Raw genomic sequence first — 16,303 nt, 5'->3', positions numbered from 1 at the left:
AAAATATTAGCTGTAAGTTTTAATTAAAAATACAATATTTTATTTATTGTACCACTGCTATATACAATTTAATAAAAAAATTTTCACAATAAGAAGGATTTTTTTATTAATGTGTCGAATAATAAATAGCTTGTGAAAAAAATTATAATAAGAAAAAGGTGGGAAGGTGTCATTTAAGATTTCTGATGAGATAATTCAAAGAGTAAAAGATGAGAATGACATAGTAGATGTTATATCAGAAACGGTAAAACTAAAGCGAAGCGGAAGAAATCATCAAGGTTTATGCCCATTTCATAGTGAAAAAACACCATCTTTTAGCGTCTCCAGTGATAAGCAAATTTATAAATGCTTTGGATGTGGTGAAGCTGGTAATGTAATAACTTTTGTTATGAAGACAAAAAGGTTCTCATTTGTTGAAGCGATAAAATATTTAGCTCAGAGAGCAAATATACCTATTGAATTAGATGATGAAAAAACAAAGAGAATAAACAATCACAAAGATAGGCTTTATAAATTAAATGTAGAGGCAGCTAGATTTTTTTTCAACAATTTAAAGAAAAGTAAAGTAGCTCAGGATTATTTTACACGAAGAGGAATATCATCTGCTACAGTAAGGAGATTTGGATTAGGATATTCTTTGGATTCATGGGATAGTCTTAAAAAATATCTACTTTCAAGAGGATATTCAGACATAGATCTTTTAGCTGTGGGTCTTATAATCAAGAGTCAAAAAGGTACACAGTATGATAGATTTAGAAACAGGCTTATGTTTCCGGTGTTTGATTATATGGGCAGAGTCATTGGCTTTGGTGGAAGAGTATTTGGCGATGAAAAGCCTAAATATTTAAATTCACCAGAAAGTATAGTCTTCCAGAAAGGCACAAATCTTTACGGACTTAATTTTGCTTTGAAGAATAGTAAATCAAGGACTTTCATAATTGTCGAAGGTTATATGGATTGCATTTCTTTACATCAATATGGCATAACAAATGTTGTTGCATCCTTAGGAACGGCGTTAACAGAAAAACAGGCGAAACTACTGAAGAGATATTGTGATCAGGTTATAATTTCATATGATGCTGATACGGCAGGACAGACAGCTACACTGAGAGGCTTAGAAATTCTAAGGAAAGAAGGTTTCGAAGTAAAAGTTTTAAAAGTGCCTTCAGGAAAAGACCCTGATGAATATATAAGGGCAAATGGCACACAGGCATTTCAAACTTTGGTTGAAAAAGCTTTACCGCTTTTAGATTACAGAATAAAAAGAGCGGAAGATGGTATTAATCTTAAAAATCAACAAGATATCATAAGATATATAGAAAGAGTAACAGGTATACTGGCAGAACTGAATCCTGTAGAAAAAGATGTGTATATAAAGAAAATTTCTCAGGAAACTGGTATAAAGGAGCAGGCAATATATGATTTATTAAAACAAAGATTAGTGAAATCCGGTTCAAAAGAAGAGTATATGAATAATATACCAGAAATTGGACGAAAATTATATATAGAACCGGCTAATATAAAAGCTGCTAGGGCGTTACTTAAGATTATAAGCATGGATGAAAAAAATTATGAATTTGTAAATGATGAATTTGACAGCAATGACTTCATTTTAGATTCCCATAGAAAAGTATATGACCTTATAGTGGAGGCAAGGGAATCTAAAGAAGCTGATATATTAAAATATGTTGAAGACAGGTGTGACGATGTAGAAAGCTCTAAGGAATGGACCATAATATCGAATATGCAACTGCTTGATGAAGACTTAATGAATAAACAGCTTATACAGGATTATTTAAAGAAGATAAAAGGATACAAATTAGAAGTATCGAAGAAGCAGATTATGTTGAAAATCAAAGAATGTGAAGCTAATGGTGAAATAGAACAATCATTAAACCTAGCTAAAAAACTTTTGGAAATTAAGAAGAAAGTAGAAGAGGCATAAATCTGCGGAAGGAGGAAACTTAATGAAAGATAAAGACACAAAAATGACTGTGGTGAAAAGACTTATTGACAAAGGAAAGAAAAAAGGGGCACTTTCATATAAAGAGATAATGGATGAGTTAGAAGAAGTAGATTTAAGCCCTGAGCAAATGGAAAAGATATATGAAGTACTAGAGTCTATGGGTATTGAAGTTATTGGTGAAGTAAGTGATACTGAAATAGTAGAAGAGGAACTTGATTTATCGATACCTGAAGGTATAGCAATAGATGATCCTGTAAGAATGTATTTAAAGGAAATAGGAAAAGTACCATTGCTTACTCCAGAAGAAGAGATGTCATTAGCACAGCAGATTGAAGAGGGTAGTACATCAGCTAAAAAGAAACTAGCTGAGGCTAATTTAAGATTGGTTGTAAGTATTGCTAAGAGGTATGTAGGAAGAGGAATGCTATTCCTTGATCTTATTCAGGAAGGCAACCTTGGACTTATAAAGGCTGTAGAAAAGTTTGATTATAGAAAAGGCTTTAAATTTAGTACTTATGCAACATGGTGGATTAGGCAGGCAATAACTAGAGCTATTGCAGACCAGGCAAGAACTATTAGAATACCAGTTCATATGGTAGAAACTATAAATAAACTTATAAGAGTGTCAAGACAATTACTTCAAGAGTTAGGAAGAGAGCCTCAAGCCGAAGAAATATCAAAAATTATGGAACTTCCAGTAGATAAAGTAAGAGAGATAATGAAGATTGCTCAGGAGCCAGTTTCACTTGAAACTCCTATAGGTGAAGAAGAGGATAGCCATTTAGGAGATTTCATACCTGATGATGAAGCTCCTGCACCAGCAGAGGCAGCTGCCTTTACTATGCTTAAGGAACAGCTTATAAATGTACTTGATACATTGACTCCAAGAGAAGAAAAGGTACTTAGGCTTAGATTCGGATTAGATGATGGAAGAGCCAGAACACTTGAGGAGGTTGGAAAAGAGTTCAATGTTACTCGTGAGAGAATAAGACAGATTGAGGCAAAAGCTCTTAGAAAACTAAGACATCCAAGCAGAAGTAAGAAATTGAAAGATTATTTAGATTAATATAAGGCTGTCTCAAGTGGAAAGAGATTTTCATAGGAGGCGGCTTTCCTTTATATATACGAATTTATAGTTTTTTGCATATAGGAAAGAGTAAAGAGTAGAGAGAAAAATGAAGTGGAGAAGAAAATAATGTTATTAAGTGATAGACTACAAGTAATCGCTGACATGGTTGATAAATGTGATATTGTAGCGGATATAGGAACAGATCACGCTTATATACCGATATACCTTATAAAGAATGGTATATGCAGCAAAGCCATTGCTTCAGATATAAATCAAGGTCCTATAGAGAAAGCTAGGAATAATCTAAAAAGAGAAGGGCTTCAAAGCAAAATTGAATGCAGAATAGGCGGCGGACTTTCTACGATAAAGGTTAATGAAGTACAGGCAGCTATAATTGCAGGTATGGGAGGGAATTTAATTACAGACATTGTCGAAGAGGGGACTGATGTAATTAAAACAATGGATTACTGTATTGTTCAGCCGATGCAGCATAGTGATGTGCTTAGAAAATATTTATTTGAGAATGGGTTTGAAATACTAGAGGAAGATTTATGTAAAGATGAGGGTAAATATTATGAAATGATGAAAATAAAATGGGGGAGTGGGCCTAAGTATCTGGAGGATATATACTATGAAATAAGTCCAAAGCTTATTGAGATCAAACATCCGATGCTTAAAGAATACATAGAATATAAAATAGCAAAGAATAATAGTATTATAAGGAATATAGAAAGTAATGGTATGAATGCTGTAGAAAGAATAGAAGCATTAAAAAAGAACAACAAGGAGTTGGAGGTAGTTATGAAATGTCTATAAAATTAAAGAAGCTCATAGAGGTTATTGAAAACATAGCGCCTTTAAGTCTGGCAGAGGATTATGACAATGTAGGGCTGATGATAGGAAATGAAGAAGCAGATGTCAGTTCAGCGCTTATTACTCTTGATTGCACTCTTGATGTGATTCAAGAGGCAATAGATAAAAAAGTAGATTTAATAATTTCTCATCATCCGCTGCTTTTCGTTAAGCCTAAAAATGTGACGGAAAATAGTCTTCAAGGTAAGAAGATGATAAAGCTAATAAAAAACAACATAAATGTGTATGCTAGTCATACTAATCTTGACTGTGTTGCTGGCGGACTTAATGATATAATAGTAAAACTTTTAGGCTTTACAGATAGTATTATACTAGAGAAATCACCACTGCAGCATGTTTATAAAAATTCTGGTATAGGTAGATTAGTAAAGCTAGATGAAAGTGTTGATCTATTTACATTATGTGAATTAGTTAAAAATAGATTAGGTTGTCCAAAGATAAGATGTGTTGGAGAAATGCAGTGGAGTATTAACAAAATAGCTATTATAAATGGAAGTGGTGAGGACTATTTCCATATTGCAGTTAAAGAAGGTGCAGATTGTATAATAAGCGGGGACAGTACGTATCATTATGCCAGTGATATGTATGAGGAGCAGGTTGCATTGATTGATGCCGGACATTTTGGTACTGAATGGCCTGCAATGAAATATTTTGGAAGCATCTTAGAAAACAAGTGCATAGATATGGGCGCAAAGGTTAATTTTACAATTTCTCAAAAAAATAAAGATCCGTACAGATATATTTAAAAGATGTAACTATAAAATGTACGAAGTAATATGAAGATAGCTGTTAAGAAAATATTAATAAACAAGAATAATAATTTGGAAGAAGTAATATAGAAAATAGTACTCTGTAAATGCATAGAGTCATATATGGTAGGAGGTGGTTGTAGGAGGCATTTTCAAGCTGAAGGAAATCATTTCCTACCACTTTTTTTTTATTTTGCTTGTAATGTTGGTCGGTATGTGATATTATATTCTCTGCAAGTAAACCAGACAGTCGCTGCTCGTTTTACGAGGAGAGGAAAGTCCGAGCTCCATAGGGCAGGGTGCTGGGTAACTCCCAGTGGAGGTGACTCCAAGGAAAGTGCAACAGAGATATACCGCCGTTTAACGGTAAGGGTGGAAAGGCGAGGTAAGAGCTCACCAGCGCATTGGCGACTTTGCGGCTATGTAAACCCCATCTGGAGCAAGACCGAATAGGGAAGTATATGGGGCTGCCCGTCCCGCTTCCGGGTGCGTCGCTGGAGCTTGACTGGTAACAGCAGGCCTAGATAGATGACTGTCAAATACAGAACTCGGCTTACAGATTTACTTGTCCATGAAAAACACTAGGTTAATGCCTAGTGTTTTTGCTTTTTAACTCTTTAGGAAATTTGTGTTACAAGTGCTTAATGAACGGATCAATCTCCGTAGTGCCGCAACATTTCCTTTGAAATTATGTCCCATCTTTTTAATGTATAAAATACTTTCTATATGAAAAATATATTTAAGAAGGGGGCATTTAAGTGAGCAAAAAAATAACTAAAACTAAGATAAAAATGGCTGGTATAGGGAATCATATGATGGAAGCAGGAGCTGAGATTTATGCTAATCCTGAAGTAAAAGATAAAATTAAAAAAAAGCTTGAAAATAGGAAAGAGCCTAAATAAATTCATGGTTTCCGTTTTGAGGTGCAAAACAATAAAATATCATAGAGAATATCATAAAAACAGCAGCAATATTTACAAAAATTATTGCTGTTTTTCTATTTATAGAATTGAATTTGGAGTATAATTACACTATAATATAATTCATGCGCCTGCATCATTGCAAATATTAGTCTGATGTGGGGAGAGGGAGGATAATTTTGAGAGCACCTATGCAAGTATTAGTTATACCATATAAAACAATAAATGGAAAACCAAAATATTGTATTTTTAAAAGAAGTGACGCTCTTTATTGGCAATTTATTGCAGGAGGTGGAGAGAACAAAGAAACTCCATTAGAGGCAGCCAAACGAGAAGCATTTGAAGAAGCAAATATTGAACCGACTTTTTCTTATTATAAATTAACATCAACATTTTATGTAACTGCTGATTGTATTTCTGAAAAACATAGGCAATATTGGACAGCAGACACATTTGTTTTACCTGAATATTGTTTTGCAGTAAATGTAGATTCAAAACCTATAAAATTGTCAGCAGAGCATACTGAATATAGTTGGGTTACATACGAGAAAGCAAGAGAGATGTTATATTGGGAGAACAATAAAACTGCTCTTTTTGAACTTCATAATAGAATAAAATCGAATAGGATTTTATTATAGTACTTATTTTATGAAAATCAACTGAAAAAGGAGAAAGAATAATATGTCCAATATTTTTTTACGATTTCCAGAGGGCAGAAAAAAAGCACTTACATTAAGTTATGATGATGGAGTGGAGCAGGATGTTAGACTTGTACAAATTATGAACAAGCATGGATTAAAAGGAACTTTCAATTTAAATAGCGGTGAATATGCACCGGAAGGTACTTTTTATCCAAAGGGGCAAATTCACCGCAGAATGACAGAAAAACAAGTTACAGAAGCTTTTAAAGGTTCAGGACATGAAGTAGCAGTACATACATTAACTCATACTTTTCTTGAGCAGTTGCCAACACATTTAGCTTTGAAAGAAATACTAAAAGATAGAGAAAATCTTGAAAAACAATTTGGAACGATGGTCAGAGGGGCGGCATATCCGTTTGGTACACTAAATGATAACGTTGTAGAGGCACTAAGGCTTTGTGGTATTGTATACGCTAGAACTGTCATTTCAACAAATGATTTTAGACTCCCTGAAAATTGGCTGAAACTAACTGCCACCTGCCATCATAATTCACCTGAATTAAAAAAACTTGCAAAAAAGTTTGTAGAAGACGAAGTAATATGGACTCCATATCTATTTTATTTATGGGGACATAGCTATGAATTTGAAGCTGATAACAACTGGGAGGTAATTGAAGATTTCGCCGAATATGTAGGTAATAGAAATGATATATGGTATGCAACAAATATAGAGATATATGATTATATTGATGCTTATAATAGATTAATATTTAGCAGTGACGGAAAAACTGTGAGAAATCCGTCCTGCAGAAAAATATGGTTTGAATACTCGGAAAAGATTATAGAAATAGATGCAGGAGAAACGATAAATATTAGTTAATGAGGACTCTAGTTAATAAGGAGAAATATAATTATGTCAAATGATAACGGAAAAGAAGCCTCCAGAGAATTAGTGCTTGAAAGACTGAAGCAGCATGTTAAGGTGGTTTGTGACCGCTATAAGGATATTGTATATGCTTGGGATGTTGTAAATGAAGCTATAGAAGATAAATCTGAAATGCTTTCGTTACAGGCAAAGGTATATGATGATATTTTTTCAGTCTTCAAGGAATATAAAGAGTTTATTACATCAGTAACTTTTTGGGGGATAAGCGACAGATACACCTGGAAGGATAATTTTCCTGTACGAGGAAGAAAGGATTGGCCAATGCTGATGTAAATGCTAAGTCGAAAGCAGCTTTTAATAGAGTGGTAAATTGGTATTAAATGATATTAAAAGTTTAGAGATAAACACTGCCAAAGCAGATTGACACATTTGTTAATCTGCTTTTTAAAATATATAATAAAAACATATTAAACGTTGTTATTTACCTGAAAACAGAAGACTGTTTTATGAAAGTTCTTTAAAATTGGTATGCGATGTTAATGATGAAATATTACGTTCTAGATAAACTATAATTAACCTAGTTAAATTTACATTAATGGGAGAGAAAAAATGCATAAGAAACCTAGAAACATTATTTTATTAATAGTTATGATTGCGTTGATAGCATCTATTAGTTATGGCTGTAATAAAAATAAGACAGATAAGAGTAAAACAGCTATAGCAGCAAAGAAACCAATAACTTTTTCTTTTTTTCAGGCAACTGCAGGTAGAGATGTACCAGCTAGTAATAGGGTGCTAAAAAAAATTGCAGAAAAGACTGGAGTAACTATAAAGTTTGAATATCTAGCTGGCGAAGTTAGTCAAAGTATTGGAGTAATGATTGCTTCAGGACAATACCCAGATTTCATTGAAGCAAGTGATGGCAGCCCCAAGATGATAGAGGCAAAAGCGTTAATCCCACTTGAGAAACTGATCCCCAAATATCCTAATTTACAGAAATATCTAGGAAGTGACTGGAGAAAGGTGAAAAATCCTCAAGATGGTCATATCTATGTAATGCCTCAGTTCGGTAGAATTAGAAATAAAGATGCATCTACTACTCATAATGGTGAAGCTTTCTGGATACAAAAAGCTGTATTAAAAGAATTTAATTATCCTAAAGTAAGAACTTTAGATGAATATTTTGAGTTAATTAAGAAATATAAGAAAAAGTATCCGAAAATAGATGGAAAATCTACTATAGGTTTTGAAATTTTAAATTATGATTCAGGATCATTTTGTCTTACAAATCCATCAATGTTCCTTGCTGGATATCCTAATGACGGTATTGGGTTAGTTGATACAAAAACAAAAACAATAACAAATTATGCTGATAAAGTCATAAATAAGAAATATTATAAAAAGCTGAACCAAGTATATCGTGAAGGGCTGATTGACCCAGAAACCTTTGTTCAGAATTTTAATCAATATATTGAAAAAATTTCATCTGGCAGAGTTCTTGGAATGGTGGATCAGGGCTGGCAGTTTATTGATGCAACAATGAATTTGAATAGTGAAGGAAAGGTAGAAAGAACGTATGTACCATTACCGATAACTTTTAGCAGGGATATTCCTGATAGATATGCTGACAGATCGTGCGTAAATGGTGCTAGCGGGTTAGCTATTACCAAAAGCTGCAAGGATAAAGGTAGGGCACTACAATTTATAAATGATCTCTTGAGCGATGATTTACAGAGATTGGTACATTGGGGGGAAAAGGATATTGATTATAAGATTGATTCTAAGGGAAAAGCGTACCGAACTAGCAAACAACGGGAAAGAAAGAAGGATCTGAATTATGCAGCAAAAAATCTTGGAACGCCGCTAATCTGGTTCCCGCATTACGAAGGTTTTTTTGATGACGGAAACGCTTACGATTTAAACGAACAGCCTAGTGAATTTAAGGCATCATTAAGTGACTATGATAAGCAGCTTTTAAAAGCCTATGGATATAAGACATTTAAAGATTTCTTATCACCGGCTAGACCTAATCCTGTTTATTATCCTATGTGGAATATGATCTTCCCAATGAATGCACCGGAAACAATAGCAAAATCACAGATTAGTGAATTGCAAAGAAAATATTATGTCAAAATGATAATGGCCCAACCTAAGGATATTGATAAGATATGGAATGAGTATTTGAAGAAGCTCAAAAAAGTCAATATGAAAGCTTATGAAGATGCGATGAATAAGGAATTGAAAAGAAGGTTTAAGTATTGGAAAAACGACTGATATTAACTAGAAAGATTAGGGATGTGCAGGTTAATTAGCACATCTCTAATCCATATATAAAATAAAGGCTTAATAGTGCAAACTAATTGTTAACAACACTTATAGTTTTGCACATAACCCCCTCCATAATTTCCTGAACCACATCCGGCACAAGATAGAAAGAACAAGGCAATTATAAACAATATGCCATTGCTGATCTGCTGATCTCCGTATCCACTATATCTGCTCATCGTGTACCCTCCTTCCAATTAACAATATTTGTAAACTCATCTATTAGCAGTCTTCTTCTTCGTAATGATGGTAGTTGCACCCCTTACTGAATTGAAGAACTATGAGAATCAATATTATTAAAGTAGGAAAATTGCATATGCAGTTAGAAGTAGTTTGAGGATAGTATGATGGCATACAACTCTGTCTACAACAGCAACGACTCATATTGATGACCTCCTCTCTTAAATAAAGTTGGACATAAAATTCAGTTTTGATAAAGTAAATTTTTTCTTTAGCTTACACTATAATATATGATTAATTTCAACATCGTGATACTTTTTTATTTATTTATGGAGTTTTCTTTATATTGTGGTGTTAAATAATATATTATGAATTTACCATTGTTCTCTTCTTCTTTCTCTGTAGCTATCCCGATCGTCGTGAGGTCTGTATTTTTTGCCTTTTTGTTCAGGTTCTCCGTTTTTAGTTTTATCATATGCTTTAGCTAGATCCGTCAAAAAAGATGGGGATACTCTTTTAAATAAGAAATACCCGATAACGATAAATATTATTACTACTATCAATAAGTTTTTGTTATCCTTGCTGCTAACTGTAGTGTCAGAAGGAGTGTTTTGCTGCATTATATCACCTACTTTGTACTATTTATAAAATAAGAATAGTTTATAATTTTGTAGTGCTGTAAAAGTATTGATAAAAAATTTAAGATTTTATTCTACCATATATAACCATAAGCGCCTACATTGATTCCAGCAGATGGCCCATAACCATAGCCACTGCCGCTAAAAGCCCATCCAAGAAGTAAACCTGCTGCCAGCAGTCCCCACCAGGAACTATTGACACGGCCAAGACGTTTTCCAGTTGCTACACTGCGAATATTCCAACCATCAAAATACGCTATTGGATATCCGTCTACACTATAGATAACTGAATTTGATACAAAGCCTAGCGGATTTCCATAACAGTCCATTAATACTGGGTCATCAACATAACCAATAATGTTATTGTAGCTGTCAAAAACAACACCGTTTTCAGTATATCCTACTACACTTTCGTGATTGTCATATATTTTTTCCATAAAGTATCCTCCTTTTTATATTAGGTCAAAGTGCTTTGATTTAGTATTTATAATTTATTATATGTATCATTAGATAAGTTGCTAATAAATATTTTGAGGCTCCACAAGGGTTAGTGAATGGGGAATATTTTTAGTTTATATGAATTTGTGTTTTGATTAATGGTAATAGATAATAGGAAGAGTAAAGAGAAAAGTGAAGGAAGGAATTCAGCTCAACTGAATTCCGATAAATTTTTAAAATAAAATATATAAATTACGAGTACGTAAAAATTAATTAATAGTACCTATAATAATTGCCGCATCCGCCGCAGGAAAGAAAAAATAGAGTAATAATAAACAAAATACTGTTATCAATCTTTTGACCACTGGATTTTTTATAGTAGTCGCCATCTTCAAGGTAATCATCATCATGTTTATCAGATTTTGAGAATTGAAGTATTATTAAAATCAATATTACAAGTGTCGGAAAATTACACATGCAATTAGCAGGTTGCTGAACTATAAATACAGGTGTTGCTTGTCTTGAATAACAACCACAACAGCTCATAGAAATCGCTCCTTTCGTATTAGGATTTAGCTAGTAGTGTATTATTTAAATTTGTTATAGATAAGAAAAATAATGTAATTAATCATAATACAACATCACGATATGTTACTATATTATGATAGTTTTATACTGATTGTTACAAAAAAGCCTTTATGAAATTTTTTTGAAAGTAAATAAAATATTAGACGATATAACTACAATTATGTTTTAGAAAAACATCTTTAGGCATGTAATTAAAAAGAAAGGACCTAAAATATATTTAAAAAATAATATACAACAAATTGCACCTACATGCATAATTAAATATTGATAATACTTTTATTTGATTTTTAGAGGTGAAGTTATGAATAAAGATATAGCTGATGAGCGGACATATTATGTTAATGGACAGAATTACTATTACTGGAGGTTAAAGGACAGTATATTGCGCTCATATACCAATTCACTGTTCAGTGATGAACACACTTATGATGATTGTCATAGTCATGCTCATTATGACAAGCATGATTGTTGTGACCACCATGATCATCACGACAAGCATGATTGCTGTGACCACCATGATCATTACGACAATTATGATTGTTATGACCACCCTGATCATTATGACAATCATGACTGTTATGATGACCATGACCATTATGATGAGCATGATTGCTATGATGAATATGATCATCATGATAAATATGATTGCCATGAAAAGCATGATAAAAAAGACTGTTGTAAAAGAGGACCTAGAGGGCCTAGAGGACCACAGGGAATACCAGGACCTCCTGGACAGCCAGGACAGCCTGGAGCCGACGGAGTCAGCAGTGATTGTGCATGCTGCTTAGCTGGACTTAGGACAGTTTTAGGTTATCTATATAGCTTAGGTGCAGCAGCAAATGATGTACGAATTGAGACTGTAGCAGCTCAGCCTATAAATAACCAGACAATAAGCAGATTTTATCCAGATGCTACTAATGCAGGAACAGCAATGTTAGTTGAACTATTAGACTCTTCTGGAAATACTAGAACAATTGTATCTTTATGTGAAATTGAAGTAATACTAAGCAGCCGTTTAGTTGTGGAGGATCCTGCTAATCCTGGAGTAAATATAATACCTCCTGTTTTGAGTACGGCTTTGGCTAATACTATTCTTCCAGAAGGCTGCGCAAATTGCTGCCCTTATGAAATGAGACAAAGGTTCATAGCTAATATTGGCAATGATGTTGCTAATGTAGATACTAATAGAAACAATGTATTGACAGGTAGAATATTGGGAGTAGGAGGAGAAACAGCTATAGTAGATGTTCCTGGAAATGATGGAGCTGCTTTGAATTTATGTCCTGTATCCTCTGTAAGATTTTCAGTTCCAACTCCGTAAATGAATTATCAGGGTAAAACAAGAAATTAATTCTTATTAAAGGTAAACGGAAATTTTATAAGGATTTGTATAATTCAGAAACATAAATTGTACATTAAACATGTGATTATACAACTCCTTATATATTAATTAGCATATATCCTATTGTTTAATAAATATATTGTTTATCATATAAATATATATTTCAAAATAAATCGAGGGAATTATTAACTAATTCCCTCGTTATTTATTCGAATTATATAAATTCATTTATTCATTTAAACAACATATAGTTCAGTTATTTAAATGAGCCATGCGGCATTAGAATTAATATCTGCCTTTGCCACATCCAGCACAGGATAAGAAGAACAATGCGATTATAAATAATATGCCATTACTGATATGGCCGCATCCATATTGTCCGCCTTCTGCTTCACCATATTTTTGGCCGCATTTTGAGAATTGGAGAACAATAAGAATTAGTATAACAAGAGTAGGAAAATTGCATATGCAATTAGAACTCTGACCTACTAATCCACCACCATATCCATAACCAGTGTTACATAAACAACTTGACATATTGAATACCTCCTTATTAACTTTAAAAATTGTTTATAACTTTTTTTCATTTGCTTTGATTTATAGTATATATTATGCTATCATAGTATAAATTGTTACATATAAATAAATTGCTTACTAAATGCTCTAGACGGAATAGTTAAGAAAAAGTGCATTAAATAGGTATGAGAGTAAAGAGAAAAGAGAAAAGTGAAGGTTAAAATTCAGCTGGGCTGAATTTTGATTGTATAGATAATCCTAATTATTTTAATAATATTTTTAAAATGTTAGGAATTTATGATTTTTGCCAATTGTGGACAACTTTCAACCGTGTATGAATAAATTTGACATATTGTTAAAAAGATACAACTATATAATATGCGAAGTAATATGAAGAAAGCTCTTAAGAAAATACTAATAAATAAACAAGAAAAAAATTTAGAAGAAGTAATATAGAAAATAATACTTTGTAAATGCATAGAGTTGGTTAAAGGGGTGAGTGACCGAAGGAGGCATTTTTCAGCCGACGTAGGTCACTCACCCCTTATTTTACGTGTTAAAATGCTATAACTTATTCTGAACACATGCTGTGGAAAGGGGGGCAAATGTTTTTATCTTTTGTTTATAGTACATATTATGAAGCTAAGCTATTTATTGCTACAATTTTCAACAAATAATATTATTTCGTACTAAATAAGTTGTGAAAGTTCTAATACATTCTGACTTCTAAAAGATCCTAGGGTCGAACCGATTTAGTAGTGATATTTTAGAAGCCACGATGTAAGAACTTTATTGTAACTTATATAAATTGCAGAAATGAAAATAGTTTAATAAGTCGATTATATTATGAAATCTTTGGTATAATTATTAAATGAAAATATAATTGTGGAGGATTGTGTATGTCAGATATAAAGTTTGAAATAAAAGAAAAGGTAGGAGTACTTTCAGAATCTCCAAAAGGATGGAAAAAGGAATTAAATCTTGTCAGCTGGAATGATAAGGAGCCTAAATTTGATTTAAGAGATTGGTCACCAGAGCATGATAAGATGGGTAAAGGGATAACCCTATCAACTGATGAGCTAAAAGAATTAAAGAAGATACTTGAAGATATGAAACTTTAAGAAGAGAAAAGAAAAAAAGAGAAAAGTGAAAGATATAACTATATAATATGCGAAGTAATATGAAGAAAGTTCTTAAGAAAATACTAGTAAATAAATAAACAAGAAAAAAATTTGGAAGAAGTAATATAGAAAATAATACTATGTAAATACATAGAGTTGGTTAAAGTGGTGAGTGACCGTAGGAGGCATTTTTCGGCCGACGGAGGTCACTTCCTACCCTTTTTTAGGTGCTAGGAATTATGCTTTTCGCCAATTGTGGATAACTTTTAATCAAAATTAAGATACACCACTAAATAAGAGAAAAGGTGGTTATTAAATGAAAAAACGATACAACGTGTTTACGAAGAAGTTAACAAGAAACAGTAATATATTTTGAAATTAGAGAATTAAGATAAGAAGGCAACAGAAGCAGTATAATAAAAGCATCTTGTTAATATTAAGAGTTAGGGCATTAAAAATGGTTACATCCGACGGAGGCATTTGGAGTGAGTTTAGCAATTACCCATGTCTTTTAGGCAAATTTCCGTTAAGATGGCGAATTGTTTGAGGCGTAGCCGAGTTATGAGCCATTAGGAAATTTGACTAAAAGATGTGGTGTAATTGCTTAATGAACGTAACCGGCCGACATAGGGTGTAACCATTTTTTACTTTGCAGCTTTCATAATTGCAGCTTGATGCTGAGAGTCTTCTTGTCCATCCATATGTCTTGTACTATTTAGAAAGTGAATATCAAAATGACCATCCATGCCATTATTCTTAATAACATCTAAATTTAAGCCTGTACCATATCCAGCTGAACGATTACTAATTTTAGCATAAGCTGGCTTGGAATCTAATCCAGCATGAGGCATCGCACTCATTGATGCTGCCAATCTTCTGCCATTTACTATTAATATGATAGGACGTCTTTGCCACGAAAAACCTCCCCATATACTTTTGATTATGTTAGTGTCCTGTTTTGTAAGTGCTTCAGCATCTGCATGATTTGTTCCCATAGTTCTAACTACTTTAAAGGTTTTACCAGTAGCAATATCAAGAACTTCCGCCTTAGTGTTCCTAGCAAAAGCATATTGGGCTTTCTTCCACCAGTCAAGTAATTCAATTTTGTTGTTTACTTTAGTTTTAGCAGAATTATTAGAAGAACTGGATTCCTTCATAGCAGCATTTTTAATATCCTTCAAGCTTCCGCCTCTGGAAAATGAGGATTTAGAAGAATTATTTGTTTTTTTGCTTGATGCTACTGCAACTTTGGATTTTGAGGTTTTCTTTTGTGTAGATTTTGAAGTCTTTTTCTGTAAAGTTTTAGAAGCTTTTTTAGTAGTTGTTAGTACTACATTCTTAGAAGATGTTTTATCAGCACTCGAAGCTGATTTTGCTAACACATTTTGTTCAGACTGTGTGCTGTTTTTTTGCACCATATTGAAAAAAGGTAATACGGTAGTAAACGCCAGAGCAGACGTAAGTACAGCGGCAATAATTTTTTTATTCATTTAGTTCTCCTCTCAAATTGAGCCTGCGAGGTTAGTTGACGGGTTCGGGAAGAGAGATTTTCCCTACCAGTGAAGGATTCACCCCTAATTTAGGAAATCCCCCGCTGCATTAAGCATTAGGCTTGTCTTGTTATAAAAAACAAAGGGATTATATCAAAAAGTTATGAAGAACATATGAAGATGACTATAAAAATGTTGTAATCTCCGTCGGCTAGTGTCACTGCATTAAGCAATTACACCAAATCTTTTAGAAAGATTTCCTAATGGCTCATAACTCGGCTAAGCCTCAGCTTCATAGGTTCTTCATATAATTTACATAAGATGTTGGTATAATATAAATATATTGCGAACCAGCAATAGGAGCGTTGACCGCTTGGTCAACGCTCCCTGGGGGCTCTGTAAATTATATAGATTGCTAGTTTTAAAGTACCGTTTCTAAAATTTCTACACGTTAATTTTACAGACGTTATTTGATGAAGTTGTATCTTTAATTTTTCTTCGTAGATTATTAAGTGTGATCTTAATTATAAAGAGAGTTAAAGGCTTCTCTTCAATATGGAA

General features: G+C 33.0%; 17 protein-coding genes, 1 other RNA gene and 1 riboswitch. Of the genes, 12 read left to right on the top strand and 6 right to left on the bottom strand.

Translation table 11 applies throughout. The features are described from left to right. Positions 1 to 166: 166 nt before the first annotated feature. The 10 genes from dnaG to CLORY_RS16375 all read left to right on the top strand — a co-directional run bounded on the left by dnaG (position 167) and on the right by CLORY_RS16375 (position 9,378). Positions 167 to 1,945, top strand: coding sequence for a DNA primase (gene dnaG, locus CLORY_RS16415; protein WP_079426481.1), 1,779 nt, complete (start codon positions 167 to 169; stop codon positions 1,943 to 1,945). 22 nt (positions 1,946 to 1,967) lie between these two features. Continuing rightward, positions 1,968 to 3,032 carry an RNA polymerase sigma factor RpoD gene (rpoD, locus tag CLORY_RS16410; protein WP_079426479.1) on the top strand — a complete coding sequence of 355 codons (1,065 nt, stop codon included), beginning with the start codon at positions 1,968 to 1,970 and terminating at the stop codon, positions 3,030 to 3,032. A 129-nt stretch (positions 3,033 to 3,161) separates the two neighbouring features. Continuing rightward, positions 3,162 to 3,851 carry a tRNA (adenine(22)-N(1))-methyltransferase gene (locus tag CLORY_RS16405; protein WP_079426478.1) on the top strand — a complete coding sequence of 230 codons (690 nt, stop codon included), beginning with the start codon at positions 3,162 to 3,164 and terminating at the stop codon, positions 3,849 to 3,851. Then, positions 3,842 to 4,654, top strand: coding sequence for a Nif3-like dinuclear metal center hexameric protein (locus CLORY_RS16400; RefSeq protein ID WP_079426476.1), 813 nt, complete (start codon positions 3,842 to 3,844; stop codon positions 4,652 to 4,654). Before CLORY_RS16405 ends, CLORY_RS16400 begins: the two co-directional genes overlap by 10 nt. A 237-nt stretch (positions 4,655 to 4,891) precedes the next feature. After that, positions 4,892 to 5,229: RNase P RNA component class A (gene rnpB / locus CLORY_RS16395), an RNA gene on the top strand. 186 nt (positions 5,230 to 5,415) lie between these two features. Continuing rightward, positions 5,416 to 5,559, top strand: coding sequence for a hypothetical protein (locus CLORY_RS23360; protein WP_169911657.1), 144 nt, complete (start codon positions 5,416 to 5,418; stop codon positions 5,557 to 5,559). Positions 5,560 to 5,756: 197 nt separating this feature from the next. Next, positions 5,757 to 6,215: an NUDIX hydrolase gene (locus tag CLORY_RS16390; protein ID WP_079426475.1), complete on the top strand. Its 459-nt coding sequence runs from the start codon at positions 5,757 to 5,759 to the stop codon at positions 6,213 to 6,215. A gap of 43 nt (positions 6,216 to 6,258) precedes the next feature. Beyond that, a complete protein-coding gene (locus CLORY_RS16385) occupies positions 6,259 to 7,098 on the top strand; it encodes a polysaccharide deacetylase family protein (protein ID WP_079426473.1) in 840 nt (279 codons plus the stop codon). A gap of 33 nt (positions 7,099 to 7,131) precedes the next feature. Continuing rightward, entirely contained in the window at positions 7,132 to 7,437 is a 306-nt protein-coding gene (locus tag CLORY_RS16380) for an endo-1,4-beta-xylanase (protein ID WP_207652227.1), read from the top strand. 276 nt (positions 7,438 to 7,713) lie between these two features. Then, positions 7,714 to 9,378: an extracellular solute-binding protein gene (locus CLORY_RS16375; RefSeq protein ID WP_079426471.1), complete on the top strand. Its 1,665-nt coding sequence runs from the start codon at positions 7,714 to 7,716 to the stop codon at positions 9,376 to 9,378. An 89-nt stretch (positions 9,379 to 9,467) separates the two neighbouring features. Here the strand turns inward: CLORY_RS16375 and CLORY_RS23355 are convergent, their stop codons facing one another. The 4 genes from CLORY_RS23355 to CLORY_RS16360 form a co-directional block, all read right to left on the bottom strand. Continuing rightward, entirely contained in the window at positions 9,468 to 9,608 is a 141-nt protein-coding gene (locus CLORY_RS23355; RefSeq protein WP_169911656.1) for a hypothetical protein, read from the bottom strand. Positions 9,609 to 9,983: 375 nt separating this feature from the next. Beyond that, a complete protein-coding gene (locus CLORY_RS16370; protein ID WP_079426469.1) occupies positions 9,984 to 10,229 on the bottom strand; it encodes a hypothetical protein in 246 nt (81 codons plus the stop codon). Between the two features lie 92 nt (positions 10,230 to 10,321). Further along, a complete protein-coding gene (locus tag CLORY_RS16365) occupies positions 10,322 to 10,684 on the bottom strand; it encodes a 5-fold beta-flower protein (protein ID WP_079426467.1) in 363 nt (120 codons plus the stop codon). A 274-nt stretch (positions 10,685 to 10,958) separates the two neighbouring features. After that, complete coding sequence (locus CLORY_RS16360; protein ID WP_079426464.1) at positions 10,959 to 11,231, bottom strand: hypothetical protein; 273 nt, start codon at positions 11,229 to 11,231, stop codon at positions 10,959 to 10,961. A gap of 343 nt (positions 11,232 to 11,574) precedes the next feature. Between CLORY_RS16360 and CLORY_RS16355 the strand changes: the two genes are divergently transcribed. Then, positions 11,575 to 12,594 (top strand): hypothetical protein, encoded by a 1,020-nt coding sequence (locus tag CLORY_RS16355; protein WP_079426462.1) that lies wholly within the window; start codon positions 11,575 to 11,577, stop codon positions 12,592 to 12,594. A 306-nt stretch (positions 12,595 to 12,900) separates the two neighbouring features. On the opposite strand, the gene CLORY_RS16350 is transcribed toward CLORY_RS16355, so the two are convergent. Further along, positions 12,901 to 13,152, bottom strand: a complete 252-nt coding sequence (locus CLORY_RS16350; protein ID WP_242954439.1) for a hypothetical protein — start codon at positions 13,150 to 13,152, stop codon at positions 12,901 to 12,903. A gap of 878 nt (positions 13,153 to 14,030) precedes the next feature. On the opposite strand from CLORY_RS16350, the gene CLORY_RS16345 reads away from it, so the two are divergent. Next, positions 14,031 to 14,252 carry a YdbC family protein gene (locus CLORY_RS16345; protein ID WP_079426460.1) on the top strand — a complete coding sequence of 74 codons (222 nt, stop codon included), beginning with the start codon at positions 14,031 to 14,033 and terminating at the stop codon, positions 14,250 to 14,252. Between the two features lie 644 nt (positions 14,253 to 14,896). On the opposite strand, the gene CLORY_RS23580 is transcribed toward CLORY_RS16345, so the two are convergent. Further along, a complete protein-coding gene (locus CLORY_RS23580; RefSeq protein WP_207652226.1) occupies positions 14,897 to 15,742 on the bottom strand; it encodes a hypothetical protein in 846 nt (281 codons plus the stop codon). Between the two features lie 4 nt (positions 15,743 to 15,746). Beyond that, a riboswitch (cyclic di-AMP (ydaO/yuaA leader) is annotated at positions 15,747 to 15,875 on the bottom strand. Positions 15,876 to 16,303 lie beyond the last annotated feature (428 nt).

Origin of the sequence: Clostridium oryzae (assembly GCF_002029235.1) — a bacterium.
Taxonomy (GTDB): Bacteria; Bacillota; Clostridia; order Clostridiales; family Clostridiaceae; genus Clostridium_AE; species Clostridium_AE oryzae.
Note: the sequence above shows the minus strand (reverse complement) of the source record. Positions and strands in the feature narration are given on the sequence as shown.

Coding starts and splice junctions, on each gene's coding strand:
- CLORY_RS16405 (WP_079426478.1), top strand. CDS start 3,162: ATGTTATTAAGTGATAGACTACAAGTAATCGCTGACATGGTTGATAAA.
- CLORY_RS16350 (WP_242954439.1), bottom strand. CDS start 13,152: ATGTCAAGTTGTTTATGTAACACTGGTTATGGATATGGTGGTGGATTA.
- CLORY_RS16400 (WP_079426476.1), top strand. CDS start 3,842: ATGTCTATAAAATTAAAGAAGCTCATAGAGGTTATTGAAAACATAGCG.
- CLORY_RS16375 (WP_079426471.1), top strand. CDS start 7,714: ATGCATAAGAAACCTAGAAACATTATTTTATTAATAGTTATGATTGCG.
- CLORY_RS16360 (WP_079426464.1), bottom strand. CDS start 11,231: ATGAGCTGTTGTGGTTGTTATTCAAGACAAGCAACACCTGTATTTATA.
- CLORY_RS16385 (WP_079426473.1), top strand. CDS start 6,259: ATGTCCAATATTTTTTTACGATTTCCAGAGGGCAGAAAAAAAGCACTT.
- CLORY_RS16355 (WP_079426462.1), top strand. CDS start 11,575: ATGAATAAAGATATAGCTGATGAGCGGACATATTATGTTAATGGACAG.
- rpoD (WP_079426479.1), top strand. CDS start 1,968: ATGAAAGATAAAGACACAAAAATGACTGTGGTGAAAAGACTTATTGAC.
- CLORY_RS16365 (WP_079426467.1), bottom strand. CDS start 10,684: ATGGAAAAAATATATGACAATCACGAAAGTGTAGTAGGATATACTGAA.
- CLORY_RS16345 (WP_079426460.1), top strand. CDS start 14,031: ATGTCAGATATAAAGTTTGAAATAAAAGAAAAGGTAGGAGTACTTTCA.
- CLORY_RS23355 (WP_169911656.1), bottom strand. CDS start 9,608: ATGAGCAGATATAGTGGATACGGAGATCAGCAGATCAGCAATGGCATA.
- CLORY_RS16370 (WP_079426469.1), bottom strand. CDS start 10,229: ATGCAGCAAAACACTCCTTCTGACACTACAGTTAGCAGCAAGGATAAC.
- CLORY_RS23580 (WP_207652226.1), bottom strand. CDS start 15,742: ATGAATAAAAAAATTATTGCCGCTGTACTTACGTCTGCTCTGGCGTTT.
- CLORY_RS16380 (WP_207652227.1), top strand. CDS start 7,132: ATGTCAAATGATAACGGAAAAGAAGCCTCCAGAGAATTAGTGCTTGAA.